21 protein-coding genes are annotated in these 24,590 nt (G+C 35.4%); 16 read left to right on the top strand and 5 right to left on the bottom strand.

Annotation, left to right across the window (positions count from 1 at the left end; translation table 11 throughout):
* Positions 1-79 precede the first annotated feature (79 nt).
* The 6 genes from IPI31_06195 to apaG all read left to right on the top strand — a co-directional run bounded on the left by IPI31_06195 (position 80) and on the right by apaG (position 6,507).
* Positions 80-2,050 (top strand): PD40 domain-containing protein, encoded by a 1,971-nt coding sequence (locus IPI31_06195; protein MBK7567403.1) that lies wholly within the window; start codon positions 80-82, stop codon positions 2,048-2,050.
* A 14-nt stretch (positions 2,051-2,064) separates the two neighbouring features.
* Positions 2,065-3,522: a hypothetical protein gene (locus IPI31_06190; protein MBK7567402.1), complete on the top strand. Its 1,458-nt coding sequence runs from the start codon at positions 2,065-2,067 to the stop codon at positions 3,520-3,522.
* A 183-nt stretch (positions 3,523-3,705) separates the two neighbouring features.
* On the top strand, positions 3,706-4,608 hold the full coding sequence (locus tag IPI31_06185; GenBank protein MBK7567401.1) for an EamA family transporter: 903 nt from the start codon (positions 3,706-3,708) through the stop codon (positions 4,606-4,608).
* A gap of 27 nt (positions 4,609-4,635) precedes the next feature.
* Positions 4,636-5,508 (top strand): YicC family protein, encoded by an 873-nt coding sequence (locus IPI31_06180; GenBank protein MBK7567400.1) that lies wholly within the window; start codon positions 4,636-4,638, stop codon positions 5,506-5,508.
* Positions 5,508-6,071 (top strand): guanylate kinase, encoded by a 564-nt coding sequence (gene gmk / locus IPI31_06175; GenBank protein ID MBK7567399.1) that lies wholly within the window; start codon positions 5,508-5,510, stop codon positions 6,069-6,071. The genes IPI31_06180 and gmk overlap by 1 nt, the downstream gene beginning before the upstream one ends.
* Before the next feature lie 55 nt (positions 6,072-6,126).
* On the top strand, positions 6,127-6,507 hold the full coding sequence (gene apaG, locus IPI31_06170) for a Co2+/Mg2+ efflux protein ApaG (protein MBK7567398.1): 381 nt from the start codon (positions 6,127-6,129) through the stop codon (positions 6,505-6,507).
* A 2-nt stretch (positions 6,508-6,509) separates the two neighbouring features.
* Here the strand turns inward: apaG and IPI31_06165 are convergent, their stop codons facing one another.
* Positions 6,510-7,592: a hypothetical protein gene (locus tag IPI31_06165; protein ID MBK7567397.1), complete on the bottom strand. Its 1,083-nt coding sequence runs from the start codon at positions 7,590-7,592 to the stop codon at positions 6,510-6,512.
* 18 nt (positions 7,593-7,610) lie between these two features.
* Here IPI31_06165 and IPI31_06160 point away from each other — a divergent pair, with 18 nt between their 5' ends.
* From IPI31_06160 to IPI31_06145, 4 genes are all read left to right on the top strand, one after another.
* Entirely contained in the window at positions 7,611-8,285 is a 675-nt protein-coding gene (locus tag IPI31_06160; protein ID MBK7567396.1) for a PorT family protein, read from the top strand.
* 56 nt (positions 8,286-8,341) lie between these two features.
* Positions 8,342-9,997 (top strand): NAD+ synthase, encoded by a 1,656-nt coding sequence (locus IPI31_06155; GenBank protein MBK7567395.1) that lies wholly within the window; start codon positions 8,342-8,344, stop codon positions 9,995-9,997.
* Positions 9,998-10,179: 182 nt separating this feature from the next.
* Positions 10,180-12,492, top strand: a complete 2,313-nt coding sequence (locus tag IPI31_06150) for a hypothetical protein (GenBank protein ID MBK7567394.1) — start codon at positions 10,180-10,182, stop codon at positions 12,490-12,492.
* A 5-nt stretch (positions 12,493-12,497) separates the two neighbouring features.
* On the top strand, positions 12,498-12,950 hold the full coding sequence (locus IPI31_06145) for a hypothetical protein (protein MBK7567393.1): 453 nt from the start codon (positions 12,498-12,500) through the stop codon (positions 12,948-12,950).
* A 428-nt stretch (positions 12,951-13,378) separates the two neighbouring features.
* Here the strand turns inward: IPI31_06145 and IPI31_06140 are convergent, their stop codons facing one another.
* From IPI31_06140 to IPI31_06130, 3 genes are all read right to left on the bottom strand, one after another.
* The gene (locus IPI31_06140; GenBank protein MBK7567392.1) at positions 13,379-14,932 is read right to left on the bottom strand and encodes an Rne/Rng family ribonuclease; all 1,554 of its coding nucleotides are present in this window, start codon (positions 14,930-14,932) and stop codon (positions 13,379-13,381) included.
* Positions 14,933-15,148: 216 nt separating this feature from the next.
* A complete protein-coding gene (locus IPI31_06135) occupies positions 15,149-15,937 on the bottom strand; it encodes a tetratricopeptide repeat protein (protein MBK7567391.1) in 789 nt (262 codons plus the stop codon).
* A gap of 4 nt (positions 15,938-15,941) precedes the next feature.
* Positions 15,942-16,238, bottom strand: a complete 297-nt coding sequence (locus IPI31_06130; protein MBK7567390.1) for an HU family DNA-binding protein — start codon at positions 16,236-16,238, stop codon at positions 15,942-15,944.
* A 286-nt stretch (positions 16,239-16,524) separates the two neighbouring features.
* On the opposite strand from IPI31_06130, the gene mutY reads away from it, so the two are divergent.
* The 6 genes from mutY to IPI31_06100 all read left to right on the top strand — a co-directional run bounded on the left by mutY (position 16,525) and on the right by IPI31_06100 (position 22,561).
* On the top strand, positions 16,525-17,583 hold the full coding sequence (gene mutY / locus IPI31_06125) for an A/G-specific adenine glycosylase (GenBank protein ID MBK7567389.1): 1,059 nt from the start codon (positions 16,525-16,527) through the stop codon (positions 17,581-17,583).
* 37 nt (positions 17,584-17,620) lie between these two features.
* Positions 17,621-18,058, top strand: a complete 438-nt coding sequence (locus tag IPI31_06120) for a single-stranded DNA-binding protein (protein MBK7567388.1) — start codon at positions 17,621-17,623, stop codon at positions 18,056-18,058.
* 114 nt (positions 18,059-18,172) lie between these two features.
* Entirely contained in the window at positions 18,173-18,772 is a 600-nt protein-coding gene (locus tag IPI31_06115) for a hypothetical protein (GenBank protein MBK7567387.1), read from the top strand.
* Between the two features lie 97 nt (positions 18,773-18,869).
* Complete coding sequence (locus tag IPI31_06110) at positions 18,870-19,535, top strand: hypothetical protein (GenBank protein ID MBK7567386.1); 666 nt, start codon at positions 18,870-18,872, stop codon at positions 19,533-19,535.
* A gap of 139 nt (positions 19,536-19,674) precedes the next feature.
* Positions 19,675-21,795, top strand: coding sequence for an ATP-dependent DNA helicase RecG (recG, locus tag IPI31_06105; GenBank protein ID MBK7567385.1), 2,121 nt, complete (start codon positions 19,675-19,677; stop codon positions 21,793-21,795).
* Between the two features lie 496 nt (positions 21,796-22,291).
* Positions 22,292-22,561, top strand: coding sequence for an HU family DNA-binding protein (locus IPI31_06100; GenBank protein MBK7567384.1), 270 nt, complete (start codon positions 22,292-22,294; stop codon positions 22,559-22,561).
* 191 nt (positions 22,562-22,752) lie between these two features.
* Here IPI31_06100 and IPI31_06095 read toward each other — a convergent pair whose 3' ends face one another.
* Positions 22,753-24,555, bottom strand: coding sequence for an ABC transporter ATP-binding protein (locus IPI31_06095; protein MBK7567383.1), 1,803 nt, complete (start codon positions 24,553-24,555; stop codon positions 22,753-22,755).
* Positions 24,556-24,590: the final 35 nt, after the last annotated feature.

Raw genomic sequence — 24,590 nt, 5'->3', positions numbered from 1 at the left:
GTTATTTTGTAAAATTTAATGGAAACCTTGAACTTTATTGCAAAACTACGTATTTTGCAAGGGTGAAGAGGACTGAAGGATGAAAGTTTACGCATTAAAAGGTTTAAAAACACTACTAATTGCTGCATTGTTGCTTTGCGGAACTGTGGCATTCGGACAAGGAACTCAAATTCAGTTCGGGCAAAACCGCGTACAATACAAATTATTCACCTGGCAGTTTTATGAGGGTGAACATTTTCTCGTTTATTTTAATCAGGGTGGACTCAATCTCGGAAAATTTGCAGCCCAAATTGCAGAAGCCGATCTCATTCAAATAGAAGATCTTTTAGATTATAAACTCAACGGCAAACCGGAGATCATTATCTATAATAATATTTCCGATTACAACCAAAGCAATTTTGCAGTTGGAAAAGAAGAACAATACAATATTGGAGGAGAAACGAAGATAATTGGAAATAAAATATTTGTTTATTTCGATGGCAACCATCAACATTTAAGAAAACAAATTCGCGAAGGAGTTGGAAAAGTTTTGATCAACTCCATGATATTTGGTGGGAATTTACAAGAGATAGTTCAAAATGCAGTATTACTGAATTTACCTGAATGGTTTACCGAAGGTTTGGTCTCTTATATTGGAGAAGAATGGAATTCAGAACTCGACAATCAATTGCGCGAAGGAATAATAAGTGGTAAGTATAAAAAATTTAATAAACTTACCGGTGAAGACGCACGCTTTGCCGGTCATGCTTTATGGTATTATATCGCCGAGAATTATGGAGAGGCAACAATTCCAAATTTGTTATATCTCATCAGAATAAACCGGTCGCTCGAAAATGGCTTTTTATTTGTTTTAGGGGAAGGTGTGAATAGCACCATTGATGATTGGTACAGTTATTTTTTAAATAAATATCAAAAGGAAGCAATTGAAAAAAATCAACTGACCGATGAATATTTAATTCCACGAAAAACTAAAAAACATGTTAACTATCATCAGCTATCCATAAGCCCCGATGGGAAAAATATTGCATATGCGATTGATGATTACGGAAGATTTAAAGTGTATATCCAGGAAATTGATTCCAAAGAAGCACGTAAAGTAAAACGCGGCGGATTAAAGACCAGAACTCTTGCTACTGACTTAAGTAATCCATTAATTAGCTGGAGCCCCGACGGAAAAAAATTAGCCATCGTTTATGAGAAACGATATAAAAATTATGTCACCACTTACAATGTTGAGGATAAGAAAAAAGAAACAAAAGAATTAACACGTTTCCAGAAAATCCTGGATGTATCCTTTGCAAAAATGAACAGCCGTTTGGTTATGAGTGTAATGAACAACGGTCAGAGTGATATTTATATGTATCATCTCACCAACGATCGCGTGGAACAACTCACCAACGATTATTACGATGATCTTAATCCTTGTTACGTGCAACTCAACAATGGTTATGAAGGAATTATTTTTGCTTCCAACCGCGACAAGGATACCATCTTCACCACAAAATCAATAGATTCCATTTTACCTGTTGGCAATATGGATCTCTATTATTACGATTACAATCACAAAGCAAAGGACCTTGTAAAAATTACCCACTCCAAAAAAATAAGTGAGAAGGATCCATTGCAATTCGACGAAAAACATTTTGCATATTTAAGTGATCAAAATGGCATTGTAAACAGATTCGCAGGATATCTGGATAGTTTATATGATCATACCGACACATTAGTGCATTATCCCGATTCCATTACAACAAATCCCGTTTACGATTATAACGATTTTACAACATTTATAAAATACGACTCCGTTACGCTTGCTGATATTTACAGAGATACTGCTTATATTTTTCCGGTAACAAATTTTGCAAGTAATATCATCGAACACGATGTAATTTGGAAAACTGGAAAAGTGGTGGATGTTTTTCAACGCGGAAAGGATAATATGTTTTACCTCACCAATGCACCCGACGACATGAGTGAAGTGAAAAATAACACACTTAAAAATACCACCTTCCGTAATTTCATCAATCTAAAAAGAAGGATGATGATGTAATCACTAAAATAAGTGTGGTTGACAGTGCTACTCAGCTTAAAACGGAAACAATTATTACCAGCACCGACACCATTAAAAAAGAAATTGATGAAGGCATGTATTTCCAAAGCGATTTTCCTGAACCGGAATTTGCAGTAGAGGGAGAAATAACTGATGCTGTTTCGCTTGGACAATCGGATAATCCCGATCAACAAAATATTAATACCGGTACAAAATTCCGCTCATCCAGAATCATTCCTTACCGAATTAAATTCTCAAGCGAATATGTTACCAGTCAGCTCGATAATAGTTTATTTGTAAATAAATACGAAAGTTTTAATACAACCGGAGGAGTTTATTCCACTCCAAATCTGAGTGCTTTATTTACTGTAAGCATCAGTGATCTTTTTGAGGATTATCGTTTTACCGGTGGAATACGTTTCCCAACTTCATTTTCTGGTGGCGAATATTATTTATCCTATTCCGATCTGAAACGCAGACTCGATAAAAAAGTAACCTGGTATTACCAGACCGAAAAAGCACAATACACCTTTCAACCTCAATGGTATCCTTTGGTGGATGCGGGTATTAAATCAAATATTGTAGAAGGTTCCCTTAAATGGCCTTTTGATGTTATAAGATCAGTGCGCGGAAGTTTATCTTACAGAGGTGAAAAAATTATATTTTTAGGTAACGACACTTTCAGTCTTAATTTACCGAATTACAAAGAAGATTGGCTTTCTTTAAAACTGGAATATGTGCACGACAATACTTTTCCAATAATGACAAATATTTTAAATGGTTTGCGTTATAAAGTTTGGTTTGAAATGCACAAACAATTTGAAGTAAATACTTCACAGGGATTAAAAGTGAGTTTGTTTGATGGATATTTAGGTGTGATAGGATTTGACTTCCGTCATTACCAGAAAGTGCATCGTCAAATTATTTGGGCAAACCGAATTGCGGGTGGAACTTCTTTCGGCACACAAAAATTAATTTATTATATGGGCGGAGTGGATAGTTGGATCGCTCCTGTATTTAATCAGAATATCGAAATTGATCAGAATGCAGGTTATGCATTCCAAACCTTAGCAACTAATTTACGTGGTTACGATCAAAATACACGCAACGGAAATAGTTATGCTGTATTTAATTCGGAATTGCGTTTCCCCATATTTTCTTATTTATTTAATAAACCGATCAAATCAGAATTTTTGAAAAATTTTGAGATCATTGGTTTTTATGATATTGGTTCTGCATGGCAGGGACTATCACCTTTTGAAGAAGATAATCCCTATAATAACGTAGTTATTTCTCAACCTCCAATTACCGTTGATGTAAATTATTTCCGCGATCCCGTTGTAATGGGAACAGGGCTTGGTGTAAGAACTACACTATTCGGATATTTCATTCGCGTCGACCGCGCTCAATCCATTGAGTCGTTTAGTTTGGGTGATCCAAAGTGGTATTTTTCTTTGAGTCTTGATTTTTAAAAACAAGGCCGCGAAGGCTCTAAGGGCGCGAAGTTTCGCGAAGATTTGTTTTGTGATTTTTTAAAGTCTATTTTAGGTTGTAAAGTGTGCTAATAATTTTGTACTATTAATTATTTCTTTTTAGCGCATACTTCGCGCCCTTAGCGTCTTCGCGGCCAAAAATACATTTCTTAACTTTGCATGGTGAAGAATTCACTCAAAGCCCACCTCTTTATTTTATCCGCAAATATTATTTATGGAATTAATTATTCTATAGGTAAAATTGTTTTGGAGCATATTCCTCCGTTTGGAATTGTTTTGATGACAGTTACAGGAGCACTTTTGATATTTTTTCTTTTACATTCCATTTTTATTAAAGAAAAAGTAGAAAAAAAAGATCAAAAGAAAATATTCTTTGCAGCATTATTTGGCGTTGCAATTAATCAGTTATTATTTTTTAAGGGATTAAGCCTTACCTCCGAAATACATAGCGCATTAATAATGATTACAACTCCTATTATCGTTTTAATAATGGCATGGATAATTTTAAAGGATAAAATAACTGTTCTTAAAGCATTGGGAATTATAACAGGCGGCATCGGTGTTGCAATGCTCATTTCTTCCGGAGCAAAGGATACTACCTCTCCCTCCAGTATTTCGGGTGATATTTGTATCATGCTGAATGCAACTTCTTATGCAATATTTCTAGTATATACCAAACCATTAATGCAAAAATATGCTCCACTCACTATTGCAAAATGGATATTCTTTTACGGATTTTTTTTCGTATTGCCATTTGGTATTAAAGATTTTTTAGCTATCGATTGGCAAACAATTCCATCAGATGCATTATGGGCTCTTGCAGTAGTAATACTCGGCGCAACGGTGCTGGCATATTTATTTAATATTCTCGGTCTCCAATATGGCAACCCTGCCTTAGTAAGTGTTTATATTTATCTGCAACCAGTAATAGCGACCTTAATAGCAGTAATAATGCAGTCGGATAAAATTTCCATCACTAAGATCATATCTTCCTTGTTAGTATTTGCAGGAGTAGCACTGGTAAGTTTTTCGGGAAATAATAAGACTTTGAAAGCCACAGTATAATCGTATTTTTGCACTCAAATACCAATTATGATACTATCCATGACCGGATACGGAAGGAAAACTTTTTCCCTCAACGGCAAAAATATTGTGCTCGAATTAAAAACGCTCAACAGTAAAACCTTCGACCTAAACCTGCGACTTTCCCCTTTATTCAGAGAATATGAAATAGAGATCCGCAATATATTGAATAAAACCATTGTCAGAGGAAAGACTGATTGTTCTTTGGGTTTTGAATTAACTGACGATAAAACCGGCGATATCAATGCATCAGCTGTAAAAGAATATTATCGTCAAATTAAAAATATTACCACCGATCTTCAGGTGAATGATGCTAATATTCTCGACCTGGTTTTTCGTTTACCGAATATAACCACAACATCCACCGATTCATTATCGGAAGAACAACATACAGAATTATTTCACCATTTGAATACTGTTTGCTCGCAATTACAAAAATTCAGATTGGACGAAGGAATAAATCTCGAAACCGATCTTGTTTTACACGTAGAATTAATATTAAATGCTTTAATTGAAGTGGAACACCTCGATCCATCGCGTATGGAACAACAACGAAGCAAAATGTTCAACGATCTGAAAGCCTTTGTAACCGAAGAAGAAATTGATAACAATCGTTTCGAACAGGAATTAATATTCTATTTTGAAAAAATGGATATTACCGAAGAAGTGATAAGATTAAGATCCCATTGTAATTATTTTGTGCAGACCATTAATGAATCATTAACGGAAAAAGGAAAAAAACTAGGATTTATCTGTCAGGAAATGAACAGGGAAATAAATACCATAGGTTCCAAAGCCTACCACGCAGAAATGCAGCGAAAGGTAGTGGTGATGAAGGATGAACTGGAAAAAATAAAAGAACAATTAAATAATGTTTTATAATGTCCGGTAAATTAATTATCGTAACAGCACCTTCAGGAGCCGGAAAAACTACAGTAGTAAAACACCTGTTAAATACAATTCCTTCCCTTGCGTTTTCAGTTTCTGCAACCACAAGAAATAAAAGAGAAAATGAAGTGGATGGAAAAGATTATTATTTTCTATCCAACGATGCCTTTAAATCTAAAATCGCGTCAAACGAATTTGTAGAATGGGAAGAAGTTTATCCCGGAAAATTTTATGGAACATTGGAGGGTGAACTTTCCAGATTGTGGAAAGATGGCAAAAACATCATTTTTGATGTAGATGTAAAAGGTGCTTTAAGTTTAAAAAATAAATATCCGGAAAAAACTTTATCCATTTTTATTCAGCCTCCTTCTCTTGAAATATTAATTGAAAGATTAAAAAAACGCGCCACCGAAACTCCCGAAACTCTAAAAACAAGAATTGACAGAGCAACATTGGAACTGAGCTTCCACGATCGGTTCGATTTTTCCATCGTAAACGACAAATTGGACATTACTCTCCAAAGAGCAGAGGAACTAGTGAATAACTTTCTGGGTTAAAAGTAGAGGGGTAAGAAAAAATATCACTTACATTTACAGTCTTATTCCTCACAATATGGTAACAAGCATTACTCAAGGTGTTAAAGTTAGTGTGGAAACATTCTTCCAGCACAACTATTCCAAAAATGGAGAGTTTGTATTTGCGTATCGTGTAACTATTGAAAACAAGAGTGAAAACACGGTTCAATTACTTCGCAGGCACTGGCATATTTATGACGGTATGGGCATTTGGCGGGAGGTAGAGGGTGAAGGTGTGGTTGGTGAAACCCCGGTTATTGTTCCCGGAGCCTTTCATCAATATGTATCAGGATGCAATCTTATAGCACCAATGGGGAAAATGAAAGGAACCTACCTCATGATCAAAAAACTCGATGGCAAACACTTTGATGTTGTTATTCCGGAGTTTCAGATGATAGCACCTTTTATGTTGAACTGATCTCAATCGCCCGGCTCATATCCCGATTTTTTAAGTATGGATAAAGCATCAGGGTCATTAAATAATTCTATGAGATCTACATCCGGATTTTCGCGCATGTAAGAACGCACTATCTGCCAACCGGTCCACACCGCGGCCCTTCCCGGTGATTCGGCAGGCATGCCGACAGAGGTTGGAGCTTCATCGGTATACCGCCTCTTTTCATCTCCCCGCTTTGAAAATAATAGTTCTTGTCCGGCTAAAAATTTCCATATTTCCCCTTCATTTTCCCCACACCAGATAATTTGTTCCTTTGTATAACCCATTTTTATGGAGTCTTCAACCTTTGGAAGCACACAATCGAGATAGTATAACATTTTTCCTTGAGCCAGCATCGCATCCAAAATAGTTGCATCGGCACCGAGATCTGCAATTGCACCATCCACAAGACTCTTCATAATATTTATAACTATATAAGGTTCCGCACAGCGGGTAATTATATATTGCGGCATATTATTTTCGAAGTTGCCAAAATTGGCAAAGTGTTCTCCCATATACATATCCAGTTCTATTCCCAGCGAAGTGCTGTCGAATAAAGTCCAATAAACAAAAGGGCCGATATAGGTATAAAATTGAGGTAAGGTGCTGTCGGGAAAATAATATTTATAATAGGTCAATGCCTTATTGAGATCTTCGGTAACGTCATCCAAATTTTCATATTCCAGATTTACACTGTCCAAAAGACGGTTCATCCATTCGTTTCCTCCTGTATTGGAAAATAGAGAATCATATACAGCATCAATAGAAAAACTATCGTTGGGTGTGAATCCCCAGAAATTTTTATAGTATGAACGGAACAGGTCCGGATGTTGATTTTCGATCTGAGCATAAATTTCCCCATAATTATCACTGTTTGCCGTCGACATTAATTTTTCCAATCTTATGATCTCCACATTCGGTGAGATTATATCAGAAATGTCAGGATCAGGATTTTTATTTTCCTTTTTACATGCAGAAAACAGAAAAACTAACAGCAATAAAATATACGTGTTAATGAAAAATGACTTATGTTTGTAGTACATGTTTGCTTTATCTTTGCTTTTCAACTGTAAAACTAAAAAGGTATGAAGAAAATTATATTATCTGTTGCAATATTTTGTATGGTGATAAGCACCGTACGCGCACAAGAGTTTCGTTTCGGACTAACCGCCTCGCCGGTTTTTGACTGGTTGAGAGTGGAAGGAGACCAATCAGAGAACATAGGAACCAAATTTGGCTTCCAATATGGATTACTTTTCGATCAAACGATAGGAAGTGTTGAAAGATATGCTTTTTCAACGGGCTTGATTATTAACTACGCAAATTCCGGAATTACTTATATAGATACTGTTGGCCCCGTTGACATAACTTCTGAATGGGATGCTAAAACACAATATATTGAAATACCATTAACAGTGAGATTGCGCACTAACGAAATAAATTATATTAGTTACTACGGACAATTTGGTGTAACCCCGGGAGTTTGTATCAAAGCAAGAGGTGATTATTCCATTGATGGAACTGTTTTATATGAGGATACCAATTTCAGAGATAAAGACAACGAATCTGGCTCTCAATATCAATTGCTGAATGTGAGTTTAACCTTAGGTGCGGGATTAGAATATTCTATGGCAGAAAATACCGCTATTATGGCGGGTATATTTTTCCAAAATGGATTTGCAAATGTTATTGATGATGATATCGACGATAATAGTTCAACTCTTAAACAATTCGGTATACGCCTGGGCGTTTTATTCTGATCAGATTATAAATAATTGAATTAAATTTGTCACGCCCAAAAAGCGTGACTTTTTTTATGAAAATAGCCCTCGCACAAATAAATGTACATATCGGAAATTTTGAAGAAAATTTTCTGAAGATCGCCGATTATATCACTAAAGCAGAAAATCAAGGGAGTGATATTATTTTATTTCCCGAACTCTGCGTTTGTGGTTATCCTCCCAGAGATTTTTTAAATTTTGATGATTTTATTGATAAGTGTTACGAAGTAATTGAAAAAATTAAACCACTCACTAAAAATATTGCTGTAGTGGTTGGATCACCATCGCGAAATCCTAAAATCGAAGGAAAAGACTTACACAATTCTGCATTTTTTATTTATGAGGGAGAAATAAAACATATCATCAATAAAGCATTATTACCTACTTATGATATTTTTGATGAATACCGTTATTTCGAACCGGGAACAGAATTCCAAAACATAGAATTTAAAGGAAGAAAAATAGCATTCACTGTTTGCGAAGATCTTTGGAATGTTGGAAATGATAATCCGATGTACAAAGCTTGTCCCATGGATGTTTTGATAAAGGATAAAATAAAACCGGAAGTGATGCTGAATATTTCTGCGTCCCCTTTTGATTATGATCACGCAGCAGGAAGAATAGAAACCCTGAAAGCTAATACAGCTAAATATAAAATTCCTGTTTTTTATGTCAACCACTGCGGAGCCCAAACCGATCTCATTTTTGATGGTGGAAGCATAGTTGTAAATGCCAACTCTGTTGTGTTTGAGGAGATGGAATATTTTGTTGAGCAGATGAGAATATTCGACCTGGATGAAGTAATTAATTCCGCAAAAACACAAACAGAAGATCATGTTCAGCCAAAAGAAAAGATCGATCTGATCTATCGCGCATTAATTACAGGAATAAAAAATTATTTTGAAAAATTAGGATTTAAAAAAGCAATTCTCGGATTAAGTGGTGGAATTGATTCTGCAGTTACCGCAGTTCTTGCAGCGGAAGCACTTGGTTCTGAAAACGTAATGGGATTATTAATGCCTTCCCAATTTTCCACCGGACATTCGGTTACCGATGCTTTGGCACTTGCAGAAAATATCGGAATGAAACATCAAACAATTCCCATTAAAAATATTTACGAATCTATTTACAGCGAATTAAATCCTTTTTTTGAAAATAAACCTTTTGATGTAACGGAAGAAAATATTCAGGCACGTATTCGCGGACTAACACTAATGGCGATGTGCAATAAACACGGATATATTTTATTAAATACAACAAATAAAAGTGAAGCCGCTGTCGGTTACGGAACTTTATATGGTGACCTTTGCGGAGGAATAGCAGTACTTGCCGATCTATATAAAACAGAGGTGTACGAATTAGTAAAATATATCAATCGCGATAAACAAATAATTCCGCAGAATATTATTACCAAACCACCAAGCGCCGAATTACGCCCCGGACAAAAAGATCAGGACACCTTACCACCTTATGATATTTTAGATAAAATATTATATCAATATATAGAATTACATCAAAGTCCTCAGGATATTTTAGCCCTCGGCTTTGACGAATTCACCGTAAAAAGAACCCTCAAAATGGTAAACAGCAACGAATGGAAACGATACCAATTTCCTCCCGTTTTGCGGATATCACCGAAAGCATTTGGATTTGGGAGGAGAATGCCGATTGAAGGAAAATACTTATCCTAAAAACCATTTGAATCACAGATTCTGATGGATTGCACGAATTTCGCGGATTTATTTACTGTTTAATTTCCATCTGCAGTCCCACGCCATAAAAACTCTGCAACCTCTGCACCTCTGCGAACTCTGCGGGAAACCCGTTCTGCAAGAAACTTTTCAATCACCCCAATTTATTTTAATTTTGAAACATGACCTTCCACGAACCCACCCGAAGAGGACCTTACCTCGCAATAGGCGCTGTAGTTATAGTTGCAATAATGAGCGTCGTATTTTTCTTTTCCTTTAAAGAATGCGGCAGATCAGGAATGCTCCGTTCCGGTAAATCGAGTGACGCCACAAGTTTATATCAGGTGTTTCCTGTGGAGATGCAAGGCAAAAATTATTTATTGAGTCTGGAAGGTGTTTTTAAAACCCGCATTTATGAACGCTCCGGTGGATTTACACAAAGAAGCGGTTCCACCGATGTTCGACTTACATTACGTGACTTAAGTACTGGAGAACAAGTTAACCGCGAAGTGCTCGGCGACTATCACGAAGCATTCACAAAAATATTAGGCGTGGGGCATGATGTGATATGGATGTATAACAAAAAAGATGGTTTACACGGAATTCAATTAGCCGATTTCGAAACAAAACATACACAGGATAATATTATCAGCGGAAACAGAGATCTCTCCGAAGGAATTGCTATGGCCAATGATTATTTAGGAAATTTAGAAGAATTATATGCCTACGATAAAAATTCCAATTCATTAATGATCACCACTATCACCGGAAAAAGAATTTTTATTGACGCAACAAATTTTTCAACTGTTGCCGCCCCAAATATTTCGGTAGAAACAAGAAGTTTAGATGATCTTATTTCCGACATAACAGAAAGAGCTAAAATGGGCGAAATGCCGGATATGGATGCAGTATATCAGGAGATAATGAAATCGGCTTCTGACTTAACATCATTTTCCGACATAGGACATACTGCTGACAGAGTAATGGGAATAGACAGTTGCACATACTCTTTTGATGGGAAGTCAGTTCGCACCATAGTTAAAAGCGATTGCATAATTCCAGTAAAAAAAGAAACAGGAAATAATACGGCAGGCAAATATATTTCACCGGTATTTTTATCAGAATATAATACCGAACTCAGTAAATACATAAATCCTACCTTTCTCGGAAATGAAAAAAGTATCATTTTTCATTCGGATAAAATCGGGGATAAAACAAACCTGATAATAACTTTATTAAATACAAAAACTTTAAAATCGGAATACTCTGTAAAGACAGGAATTATATTAAATAATCATGGTAGTTCTTATACCATTACGGGAAGTTTTAACAGAGGTGATACCTTATTTATTGGAATTAATAATCAACTATTATCACTTGATGCTAAAACAGGAAAGATATATTGGAAAACAACCATCAGCAAAGATGATTATTATTCGCAACTCTATTATTTAGGAGCAGCAATACAAAATGGGAAAACGTATTTTATTGCGGCGAGCAGCTATTTCACAAAATTAAGTCAGGATGGATTTTTTGTAAACGGAAGAACGGATTATAAGATCAATGTAATTGATGCCATTACAGGTAAAGAATTAAAAAAAATGGAAGCGATAAAAGGGAATTCTGAAACACTACCCTATTACCTCGGAATGAGTGATGGTAAATGTTGGTTTTATTCCCGTGAAAACAGCATTCACTCCAGATCTTTGCCCGATCTGAAAATTACCGATGATAGTTTTAGTTCCTTATTAAAAAAAGCAGGAGTGGAATCGCCTTTGGTAAATACAACAAGGTATGACGATGCAATGGAAGATAAATTTATTGGGATGGATACCCGCCACAACACCATTTATGTTACAACACAAAATGGATTACATTATGCTTATAATCTTTTAAATAAAGAAATAAAAGAAGTTGAAGCTCCGGAAAATAAAAATTATGAGAACTGGATGAGCGAAAATTCTTATGTAAAGTTTTATCGCATGCGTTTACAAAATATGTTTCAACACGATCTTTTATTACAAGACGGAAGGGAAATTAGTTTTGAGGAAAAAAATTCGGTTGCAACATTTAAAGTGAAAGAAAATAAATCCGACACCGAACCCAAAAGCACAGTTTTAAATTCCAATCAATTTATTGATGCAGAATTTTTAACTAATGGAATTTCACTCAACAACCAATTTCAATTTACCGGGAAAGGACACTCCCCATTACGACTCAATAATTCCGAAAAAACATTTTATATCTGGCACCACGACAAAATTTCTCCCGAAGCTCATCAGATCATCACAAAATACAACTACGACAACGAAACCATAAATTGGAAACTCGATATAACAACACTTTTAGGAATCAAAGCCGAACTTATTCGTATTTACACTCTAAACGACAAGATCTATTTTGTATTCAAAACACATCCTGATCTGGATGATAATTTTGTTTGTGTAGCTATTAATTCGGAGACGGGGAAGGAAGATTGGATGTTTAAGTTTTGAGAGAAATGAATATCAGACAAAAACCACATACTCTGTTTATTATTGTTGCGATCTTTCTGTTCAGTATTTCTTTTTTTGTAATTGATAAATCATTTGATATCAGAATGCACGATACTTATTTCGTAATCGCAAATACATTTATTTTTATTTTGTTATCCTTGTTATGTATGTGTTATTGGCTAATTTATAAACTTACTTCTAAAATACTAATATCAATTATCTTAAGTAGATTGCATATTATATTAACATTAATATCAATCCTTATTATCGCATTTGTAATGACATTCGATCAAAATTTATTTGAAATAGCTATATCAAATGGGATACAATTTGCTGATATTAATTTAGTTATAAGAAATTCCTCTATAGTGCTTTTTTTAATATTCTCCATTGCCCAAACAATATTAGTGATAAATTTAATTGGTGGAATTTTTAATAGAATGCGACAATCTCCTTAGTGCCCCGGCAGTGCCTCCATAAGCGCACTATTTTGGGTTATATCAAACTTCAAATGGGACGCTGCCGGAATTGGAACGAGGGTGTTCAGGTGATTGAAATTAGCGAGCTTAACGAAATAATCCATCAGCGTCGCACCAAAGGAATGCAAAGGCAGTGTCTTCACTCCTATTAAATAATCATACTGTGAGACGCTGCCGATTCTAGGTTCAGCAGCGTCTCACCATTCTGAACGAATTGAAAGTTTAAATACTTTATTAAAATTTATTTTATTTTGAGTACTTGCGATTATCCGTGTTAAGACACTGCTGGGGCACTTTCGGGAAGCAGCTGCCGGGCATCTAATAAGCGTAGAATATCTTCACTGAAAATGTTAGTGTAGAATTTACACTAACCAACATAAAATACTTTGCGAAAAAAATCGATATCTCTATTCCACAATTATTTCCTCATCACCCTTATCAAAAAATCTAAATTCCGTTAAAAAGAAATCATCGCTTCCCATCACATGGATCTTTTGTTTATATTCGAAATACCATTTCCATTGAGTGCTGCGGAACCATCTTCCTTTTTTAATGAAGGCTTCTACGAATGGATGCACAACCAATTTAATGTACTTCTGATTTTGATTTTTAACGAGGTATTTAATTTTGCGTTCTATATCATCCACCAATAAAATACTGGCTTCTATTTTTCCTGTGCCATTGCAGGTTGGGCACACTTCTGATGTTGTAATATTTACTTCGGGACGAACACGCTGACGTGTAATTTGCGCAAGTCCGAATTTGGAAACTGGAAGTATGGTATGTTTTGCCCTGTCGTTTTCCATCGCTTCTTTCAAGGCATTGAACACAGTCCGTTTATTATCCGGATGGCGCATATCGATAAAGTCGATAATTATAATCCCACCAAGATCGCGCAAACGTAATTGACGCGCAATTTCACGCGCGGCTTCCATATTTACGGCAAGAGCATTTTGTTCCTGATCTCCTTTAACTGCAGTTTTATTTCCGCTGTTCACATCAATTACGTGTAATGCTTCTGTATGCTCTACAATTAAATATGCACCGCTGTCCATATTTACTGTTCTTCCAAAAAGAGATTTAATTTGTTTGGTAACTCCGTATTGTTCAAAAACCGATTTCGGATTATTGTGAAAGGTTACCATTTTTTCTGTACCCGGACTCACCTTCTTTACATAATCACGCATTTCTTTAGCAATATTTTCGTCGTTGGCGACAATATTGTTGAAGGAAGCATTGAGTACATCTCTTAATAAAGTATTTGTTTTTCTTGTTTCGCTGTAAACAATTTGTGGAGCTTGTAATTTTTCGAGTCGTTTTGTTATCTCGTTCCACTGTGCAACTAATTCGTTGAGATCTTCGTGCAATTTAGGTGTTGGAACTCCCTCAGCAACTGTTCTAATTATCACCCCAAAACCTTTGGGTCTTAATTGTTCAATTACACCCTGAAGTCTTTTTCTTTCAACTGCCGAATCAATTTTTCTTGATACACCAACCACTTCATTAAATGGAGTAAGCACAAGATATCTTCCAGCAAGTGATAATTCGCAACTCAACCTCGGACCTTTAGTTTGAATAGGTTCTTTTATTATCTGAACAAGTATATGCTGATTTTTAGCAATAACATTGTTGATCTTACCTGTTTTAACGATCTCCGGTTCTTTTTCAAAATTTGCCATTTTGGCCGGATGACCTTCCTGAGCTGCTTTGGTATATTTATAAATGGAGCGGAACTGAGGATTCAGGTCCGTATAATGCAAAAAAGCATCGCGTTCAAATCCAACATCAACAAAACAGGCATTTAATCCCGGAGTGATCTTTTTAACTCTTCCGAGATAAAAATCACCCACATTAAATCTGCTGCTTTGCGTATCGCGATGAATTTCAACAAGACGCTTATCCTCTAATAATGCAATTTCAGCTCCGGTTGGAGTTGAATTAATAATCAGTTCCCTTTCCAAAATAATTTTTTTTGGTCCCCTTTACAGGAATTATTTAATAAATGGTTTATCCCGATACTTACCGGAATTTAATGGAGGTTGGAAAATATAAAGGGTGGAAATTGTGACTTAACGCGATTTCTTCTTGTGACGGTTCTTTCTCAAGCGTTTTTTGCGCTTGTGGGTGGCCATTTTATGTCTTTTACGTTTTTTACCTGATGGCATACTAAGCTTTTTTTAATGATTTAAATTATGTATTTCAACTTCCACCTGATCAATAATGGTTTTATCGGTGGTAAGAGATTGCAATTTTTCCAGTTCCAAAACAGCTGCCGTTGTATCCTTTAATCCCAGATACGTTTGCGCCATCATATAACGGGCCTGCAAATTTAGGGAATCTTTTTGTAAAACACTGCCAAACCTTTCCAAAGCTTTATCAAACTGGCCGCTCATGACCGAAAATCTTCCCAATTCGAGGTTTACTTTGGCATTTCCTGGGTTTTGGGCGTCAATTTCCCTTAATTTCAAAATCCCTTCCATGGGATTATTTGTCCCTGAAACCAATACAGATGCCTCACCTATCGACGCTTCCAGGTCGCCGGGTTTCAGTTTTGCGGCAGTTTCATAACAATATCTTGCCCCATAAACCACATTTACCCGAATATTATCATCTTGTTCAAAATCGATAAGAGTTGCCAAAGCGGCCCCGGCTGTCATATAATTTTCGTAAGAAGGTTCATTATCAGCAATCTGGCGCAAATAATCGGCAGAAATAGATGGTTGACCAATTTTTAGCCACTCATCGGAAAGTTGTTTCAACAAAGCGGTTTTTGAGCCGCCATCTGCATTCTGCATATCCTCATGCATCTTGAGCAACGACTCGCCATTGGGATACTGAAGAGAATCCACAAGTTTCTCTCTCCTTAGATCATACACACTATTAACAGGAGGTTTGGTGCTGAATCCAAAGTAGAACACGATTATTATCAAAACCGCAAGTCCAACAGCCACTACATATCTTTTCACGCTATTATTTTATTTTGTTCTTTTTGCCGTCGCGCACTCTTTGTACAAAAATTTTGGCCGGTTTAAACACGGGAATCTTTTGTTCAGGAATTTCTATGGCAATGTTCTTTTTTATAATACGGCCTATCTTCTTTTTACGGGTTTTAACTATAAAACTTCCAAATCCACGCACGTAAACATTGTTCCCTTCCGCCATCGATTCTTTTATCTCCTTGCAAAAGGCTTCCACAACAACCATTACGTCCACTTTTTCAAGACCGGTTTTTTCTGTGATGCGGTTAACGATGTCTGCTTTTCTCATAATTACGACAGTTTAGTTTGATAATCAGCACTTTAAACTACAAAATTCGGCTTTTTATTTTATAAAAGTGCCGTTTTTGTGAAATTTCAGTTTCTGAATTTGGTATCAATAGTTTAACACTCTACAACAATAGTTCCTAATTAAAAGATTCCCGTTATAGAATATTCACCAAAACCACTTATGAAGTTAAAAACAAACTTCCACACAGGTTGTTTAAGGTTAAATTAAATATTGTATTTAAAAGTGTTGACCTCAAGTCTGATATGTTCGTAATATTGCTCCATAAATGAGCACTGATTTCACTAAAAAACTATTATTATGGTACGATACCGGCAAACGATCATTGCCCTGGACAGCAATTAAGGATCCATATAAAATATGGTTGAGTGAAATTATTTTACAACAAACGAGAGTGGAACAAGGCACTCCATATTATTACCGGTTTATTAAAAAATATCCCTCTGTTTTTAAACTTGCAGAGGCATCATTGGATGAAGTATTAAAACTTTGGGAGGGACTTGGTTATTATTCCCGCGCACGAAATTTGCATCATGCCGCAAATCAAATTGTTGAAAAACATAAGGGCATTTTTCCGGATAATTATGCAGCCGTAATTCAATTAAAAGGCATAGGAAAATATACTGCAAGTGCTATATTGTCGTATGCATATGCTTTACCTTATGCCGCCATCGACAGCAATGCCATACGCATTATTACCCGCTATTTTGGCATAAAGGAAGAAGTAGAAAGTTTAACAGCAAAAAATAAAATAGAATCGTACGCACAAAAAATTCTCGACAAAAAACAACCCGGTATTTTTAATCAGGCGATGATGGATTTCGGTTCATTGATCTGTAAACCTTTTAATCCGGAATGCAACCAATGTCCTTTAAATAAAAATTGTTTTGCATTTAAAAATGATATGGTGGAATTGCTTCCTTTAAAAGGAAAAAAGTTGGTGAGAAAAACGAGATATTTTAATTATCTTGTATTTATTTCCGACAAAAATATACTTATCACAATTAGAAACGAGAAAGATATCTGGAAAAATTTATATCAATTTCCACTTATCGAAGCAAAAACTAATTATACTCTTACCCAATTAAAAAGAGAGATACGTAATCGGAAAATAACATCCCAAAATCTTGATAAAATAAGAGCTTCCGATGTTTTTACACAACAACTCACCCACCAAACCATTAAAACGAGATTTTTCATAATAGAAATGAGCGATATTGCGGATATAAACCCGGAATCCTCAATAAAAATAAAGGTTTCAGCCTTAAAAAAATATGCATTTCCAGGGATAATACGGGAATTTTTGCAAAAAAATCCTTATTTTTAATGTCTGAAATACAGGTGTAATACTTAAATACGATCATATGAGTGGTGTAAACAAAGTAATACTTATAGGGAATTTGGGAAAGGACCCTGATCTCCGGAATTTTGAAGGTGGAAATGTTGTCGCAAATTTTACTTTGGCAACAACAGAAGTATATCGCGACAGAACAGGCAACAAAGTGGAACAAACCGAGTGGCATAATATAGCCATGTGGGGAAAGTTGGCGGAAATTGCCGGGAAAATATTGCGTAAAGGCGCCAAGGTATATATCGAAGGCAGAATTAAAAATCGTTCATGGGACGACCGTGATGGCAATAAAAGATATATCACGGAAATTGTTGCGGAAAATTTCACATTGTTAGGACCTCGCCCGGGTGGAACTACCAACACAAGCGGAACAGGAACCGATTATGAAATGACGCATACTCATCCTGAAAACGAAAAGGATATTATTTCGGATGATGATCTGCCGTTCTGAATAAGAGGTAGATCTAACTTGCAACGTATGTTTAATATTATTTCTTAAGAATAATATAATATCTCTTTAAAATATCTCTACAAGATTATTTATTTTTATGCGTTATTAAAAAATATGAATAAGAACTTATTGCTGTTAACTCCTTTTCTGTTCTCACTTGCATTTATTATTTCCTGTTCCACAGAAAACACTCCTCGTCCTGATGCTTATCCGCGTATTTATTTTCCGGAATTAAAAGAATTAGTTACTTACAACGATGAGCAATGTCCCTTTACCTTTCAATTACCTGATTACTACAGAATAAATAAAAATATTACTTTCTTTAATCAGGCTCCTGAAAATCCATGTTGGATGAATATTATTTGCGACGACCTGAATGCAACCATCTATTTAAGTTATAAAGAATTATCCGGAGAAGAATCGCTGCAGAAGCTAATTGAAGATGCTTATAAACTCACCTATAAACACAGCAGTCGCGCAGATTTTATTGAACCCCAGGAAATAGAAAATGAATTTGGTGTTCACGGACTTATTTATTTTGTTGGTGGAGATGCTGCAAGTAATTTTCAATTTTTTGTAACAGATACCATTACTAACTTTGTAAGAGGGGCTTTATATTTTAACAATCGCCCGAATTCAGATTCACTAAAACCCGTTGTACAATTTATGGTGAATGATATTCAAGGCATGTTGAGTAATTGGAAGTGGAAATAATTTATTAGCGTTGGTGGTAAAACAGGTTAAATCGAAAATTGCATACCTATGACAATTAATTTTTATAACTTGCTAAATTTACATAAAACCACATTTCATGAAAAACTCCATTCTAACCCTCCTATTCTGCTTTTTCGCTCATTTCAGCTTTTCCCAAACCGATTCGGTAACATTAAAAAAGAATACCATAGGTGTTGAAGTTACATTTTTTTTAGGTCAATTTCTTGGAACTATAAATGATGGATACGGATTTGTAACCAATGGCCCCTATTTGCTTACATACGAAAGAAATTTCGGTACTTTGTTCTTTAGAAGCGGATTTGGGATGTTGTATTATTCTAATAATCACACAGGCCATATTCAATACAGTTCCAATTCTGATAGAACGGAGTATTATGTAGATTATAGGTTTGGATTAGGACAACAAAAATCAATTGGAAACAAATGGTCATGGGCTTATGGTTTTGATTTCACAGGACATAATTATCTGAGTGAATATAATTCCGGAGACGGTGAAGAGTATGAATCAACGGAAACAGATAAAACATTTACTTATGGAGGTGGTCCTTTCTTAAAAATAAGTTATTCCTTATTTAAGAATCTAAGTTTAGGCACTGAATCAAGTTTATATTATACTCAAGGCTGGACAGTTTCACGTGAGGATTATGTGAATTTACCAGAGGAAAATTATTACGGATCAACATTTAATAAACAAGTTGATTTAAATTATCCAATTTCTGTGTGGCTTTCATTAAATTTTTAAACTATCCACTTCTTAAAAATTTTCTGCTACTGATATTAATATCCGAACTCCATTTTTAATCGGATAGAATTAGTGCTATTCCCACTGTAAAGTTTATTTACCTATTTAATCCTACATCTCCTACCTTTGCCCTGTGGGAATGCTGAACTTACAAACACCCCTCACTTATTTAAAAGGAGTTGGTGAAGCACGTGCTGAATTATTGCGGAAGGAATTGCAGATAGACAACTGCAACGACCTTATACATTTTTTCCCATATCGTTATATCGACAGAACTGATTTCAAAACGATAAAGGATATTCATAATACCATTTTAAAAGGGGAAGAAATAAAAGAAGTGCAGTTAAAAGGCAAATTAAAAAATCTTCAAATAGTTGGTGAAAAACGGGGAAAAAGATTAACTGCTACTTTGGATGATGGAACTGGATTTATTGAATTAGTCTGGTTCAACAGTTTAAGCTGGCTGCAAAAAAATCTGAAAGGTGATACACAATATCTGGTATATGGTAAACCTTATTTTTTCAACAGTATTTTAAATATCACGCATCCCGAACTGGAGCCTGCCGATTCGCCGGAATTTCAATTGGGTGGAAAGATACAACCGGTTTATTCGAGCACGGAAAAATTAAAGGCCCGGGGAATTACCGGCAAAGCGATCGCAAAATACACGCACAACCTAATAGAACAAATTTCTGATAATGATCTTTATGAAATAATTCCGGAATCCATCAAAACAAAATATAAACTGATAAATCGTTTTGATGCTTATAAACAAATTCATTTTCCTGAATCAGAATTACATTTACAACACGCAATACGGAGATTAAAATTTGAAGAATTATTTATTGATCAGATAAAACTCCTGCGTATAAAACAGTATCGACACAGTGTGAGTGTCGGATTTATTTTTAAAAATATAGAAACAACTTTCACTCCATTTTATACCGATCATTTACCCTTTCAATTAACGGAAGCACAAAAACGCGTTGTAAAAGAAATTCGTAAAGATCTGATAAGCGGTCGGCAAATGAACAGGTTATTGCAGGGGGATGTTGGAAGCGGTAAAACGGTAGTTGCTCTACTCACCATGCTAATGGCGATAGACAACGGATTTCAGGCATGTTTAATGGCGCCAACCGAGATACTTGCACAACAACATTTTCAGACCATCAAAGAATTATTATTACCTCTTCCATTAAAAGTGGAATTACTTACCGGAAGTATTAAAGGCAAAAAAAGAAAAGAAATTCTTGAAGATCTTGATGCAGGAAAAATCAATATTCTTCTTGGCACGCATGCATTAATTGAAGATCCTGTAAAATTTAATAATTTAGGATGTGTAGTAATTGATGAACAACATCGTTTCGGTGTTGAACAACGCGCAAAACTCTGGACAAAAAATAATCTCGCACCACATATATTGGTTATGACCGCAACTCCAATTCCGCGAACTTTAGCTATGACCTATTACGGAGATCTTGATGTAAGTATTATTGATGAACTTCCTCCGGGTAGAAAACAGATAAAAACCATACACAAAAAAGAAAGTGAACGGCTGGTTGTATTCGGATTTATTAAGGAACAAATAAATGAAGGGCGACAAATATTTATTATATATCCATTAATTGAAGAAAGCGAAAAATTAGATCTTAAAAATTTAATGGAAGGTGTTCAGGTAATGGAAAAAGAATTTCCACGACCCAAATATCAGATAAGTATCATGCATGGCAGAATGCGACCTGCCGATAAAGATTTTGAGATGCAGCGTTTTGTAAAAAATGAAACACAGATCATGGTTTCAACAACAGTAATTGAAGTGGGTGTAAATGTTCCGAATGCAACTGTAATGATAATTGAAAATTCGGAGCGATTCGGATTATCGCAATTACATCAATTAAGAGGCAGAGTTGGAAGAGGTGCACATCAGTCGTTTTGTATATTAATGACGGGAGATAAATTAAATAATGACGCCCGCACAAGAATTCAAACCATGATACAAACCAACGATGGATTTAAAATTTCGGAAGTGGATATGCAATTGCGTGGTCCCGGAGAAATTGAAGGAACGCGACAAAGTGGAGCGCCGCAATTCAGAATCGCCAATATTCAAACCGATGAACATATTATGCGTGAAGCGCGCAATACTGCCGAAGAATTATTAACCAACGATCAAAGTTTGGAAGCTGCAGAAAATCAATCATTGAAAAAATATTTATCACAATTGAGCTGGAAGGTGAAACAGTGGGGGAAGGTGTCTTAAAAGAAGGAGTAAGGAGAGAGGAGAAAGGAATTTGCGTCAATCCTAGAATAAAATTCGATTTTTTTATGAAAAGATTCAATTCGGAGGTAACAATATAATGCCTTCGATAACCCACTCATTACTCATAACTCATTACTCATTGAGATGAAAGTATACTTGGATGTCTTCCTCATTTAATAGACCATCCCCGATTCACGGCTAACGACTCATTTATCCGCCGAAGCTTCAGCGAAGGTGGACGATTCACGAATTTCTGCGCAAAAAAAGTGATCTGCAAAAATTATTTTCAACAAAATAAATTTCTGGCTTTCCAAAAACAACGCTTTTTACCCTGAAAACGGGCTGAAATCAAGCAAAATCAAGGGTTTTGGAGGTAAAATGTGTATAAAGTGTTGAAAATACAGGGGTTCCAGAGAATTCGTGTTTTGAAATGCCCGTAAACACTGTATTTTTGGCAACGTAAAACATATTTAATTAACTAATAAAACCAAGTACAATGAACAAAGGTGAATTAATTGATGCAATGGCAGCCGACACAGGCTTAACCAAAACACAAGCTGCAGCATGTTTAGACAGCATGATGACAAGCATTCGTAAAGTATTAAAAAAAGGTGACAAAGTTACTTTAGTAGGTTTCGGAACTTACTCTGTAAGCAAACGTGCTGCTCGTACCGGTCGTAACCCACAAACAGGTAAAGCAATTAAAATTGCTGCAAAAAATGTTGTGCGTTTCAAAGCAGGTAAAGAATTATCAGCGGCTGTTTAAAAAGAAATTTTCTTTTTTATTTAAAGGAGCAAAACTTATCGGTTTTGCTCTTTTTTTTTGTCAGGGTCAGGAGACATTAGTCAGGTGTAAATACATTCGGCTGCCGTGGATCAAACTCATTACTCATTACTCATTACTCATTGAGTCAGGAGTAAAAACAAACGGCCTACTCTGATCATACTCACTACTCACTACTCATCACTCTGCAAAATATTCAGGGTAACGAATTGCATATCATATAACTTTCGATAATATCCGTTGTGTGCTAAAAGCTCTTCATGCGAACCGATTTCTTTTACTTCTCCTTTATCGAGCACAAGTATTTTATCTGCATGTTGAATTGTGGATAAACGATGTGCAATTATAATAGATGTTCTGTTTGTAATTAGATTTTCAATTGCGTGTTGAATGATCTGTTCTGTTTCTGTATCCACTGAAGATGTTGCCTCGTCTAGAATTAAAATCCCAGGGTCAAATACCAATGCGCGAATAAATGAAATGAGTTGTCGTTGTCCGAGCGACAAAGTGGCTCCGCGTTCCATCACATTATAATTATAAGCACCGGGAAGTTGCATTATAAATTCATGTGCTCCCAACATTTTGGCTGCATCAATTACTTTTTCTTTTGTTATTGCATCGTTGCGAAGTGTAATATTATCCATGATGGTGCCGGAAAATAAAAACACATCCTGTAAAACCAGACCTATCTTTTTTCTAAGAGCCGACAGTTCATAATCGCGAATTGAAATATCATCAATTTTAATATCACCCTTCTGAATTTCGTAGAATCTGTTTAATATACTAATGATAGAAGTTTTACCCGCACCTGTAGCGCCAACAATAGCAAGTGTTTCACCTTCTTTTATATGAAAATTAACATCCTTCAATATCCAGTTTTCATCTTTATATGCAAACCAAACATGATCAAAATCAATTTTTCCTTTAATGGTATCGGTGTTTTTTGTTCCCGAATTTTCAATTTTTTCATCCGTATCCAATATCTTAAAAATACGATCGCTGCTAACAACACCCATTTGCAAAGTATTAAATTTATCAGCCAACATGCGCAACGGGCGAAATAAAATTGTGAGGTATAAAATAAATGCATTAATATCTCCTATTGTTGCCTTTCCTTCCAATACACTGTGTGCACCTTTCCAAACCATGAGAGCTGTTGCAAAAGCAATTATAATTTCCACCACAGGGAAAAAAATGGAATAATACCAAACTGATCTTATCTGTGCTTTTCTATGCGTATCATTTATCGATTTAAATTTTTCAAATTCAGATTCTTCTGCATTAAAGATCTGAACTATTTTCATACCTGTAATACGCTCCTGTAAAAAAGAATTTAAATGTGCAACAGCGGTCCGCACTTCCTGAAAAGTACTTTTTATTCCTTCTTTAAAAATATAGGTTGCATAAATTATTAATGGAAAACTAACCAAACTAACAAGTGTAAGTTGCCAATTAATAAAAAACATGAAAATGATCACAAAAATAATGGTCAACAGATCTGCAATTATTTGAATTGCACCTTCTGTAAATACAGAGTTTATTGTTTCGAGGTCGTTAATCGTTCTTGTGGTGGAAACACCAACCGGTGTGTTATTAAAATAACTCAATCGCAAACTTATCAAATGATTAAATACTTTAACACGCAGATTCTTTACCACACTTTGCCCTAACCAATTTGTGATATAGAGAAAAAAATACTTGCAAATTGATTCCGCAGATAATACGGCAACAGAAATGAGTGTAATTATGATCAAGCCATTCAGATCATTTTTTAGAATATAACTGTCAACAGTTACTCCAACGAGGTAAGGACGAAGCGGAACAAGTATAGAAAGCACTATTGCCAACCCGGAAGAAATATAAAATTGTTTTTTAAAGGGTCCGGCATAGGACATCAGCCTCCGAAATATTTTATAATCCGATTCTGATATGAGTTTTGACTTGCCTGTTGATTTTGTTTTCGATCCTTTAGCCATCCGGACTACAAAGTTGGTTGATTTTGAGAAATAAT

This window comes from Bacteroidota bacterium, from assembly GCA_016706865.1.
Taxonomy (GTDB): domain Bacteria; phylum Bacteroidota; class Bacteroidia; order Chitinophagales; family BACL12; genus UBA7236.
The sequence above is the reverse complement of the archived record's forward strand: the minus strand, read 5'-3'. Positions and strand labels throughout refer to the sequence as shown.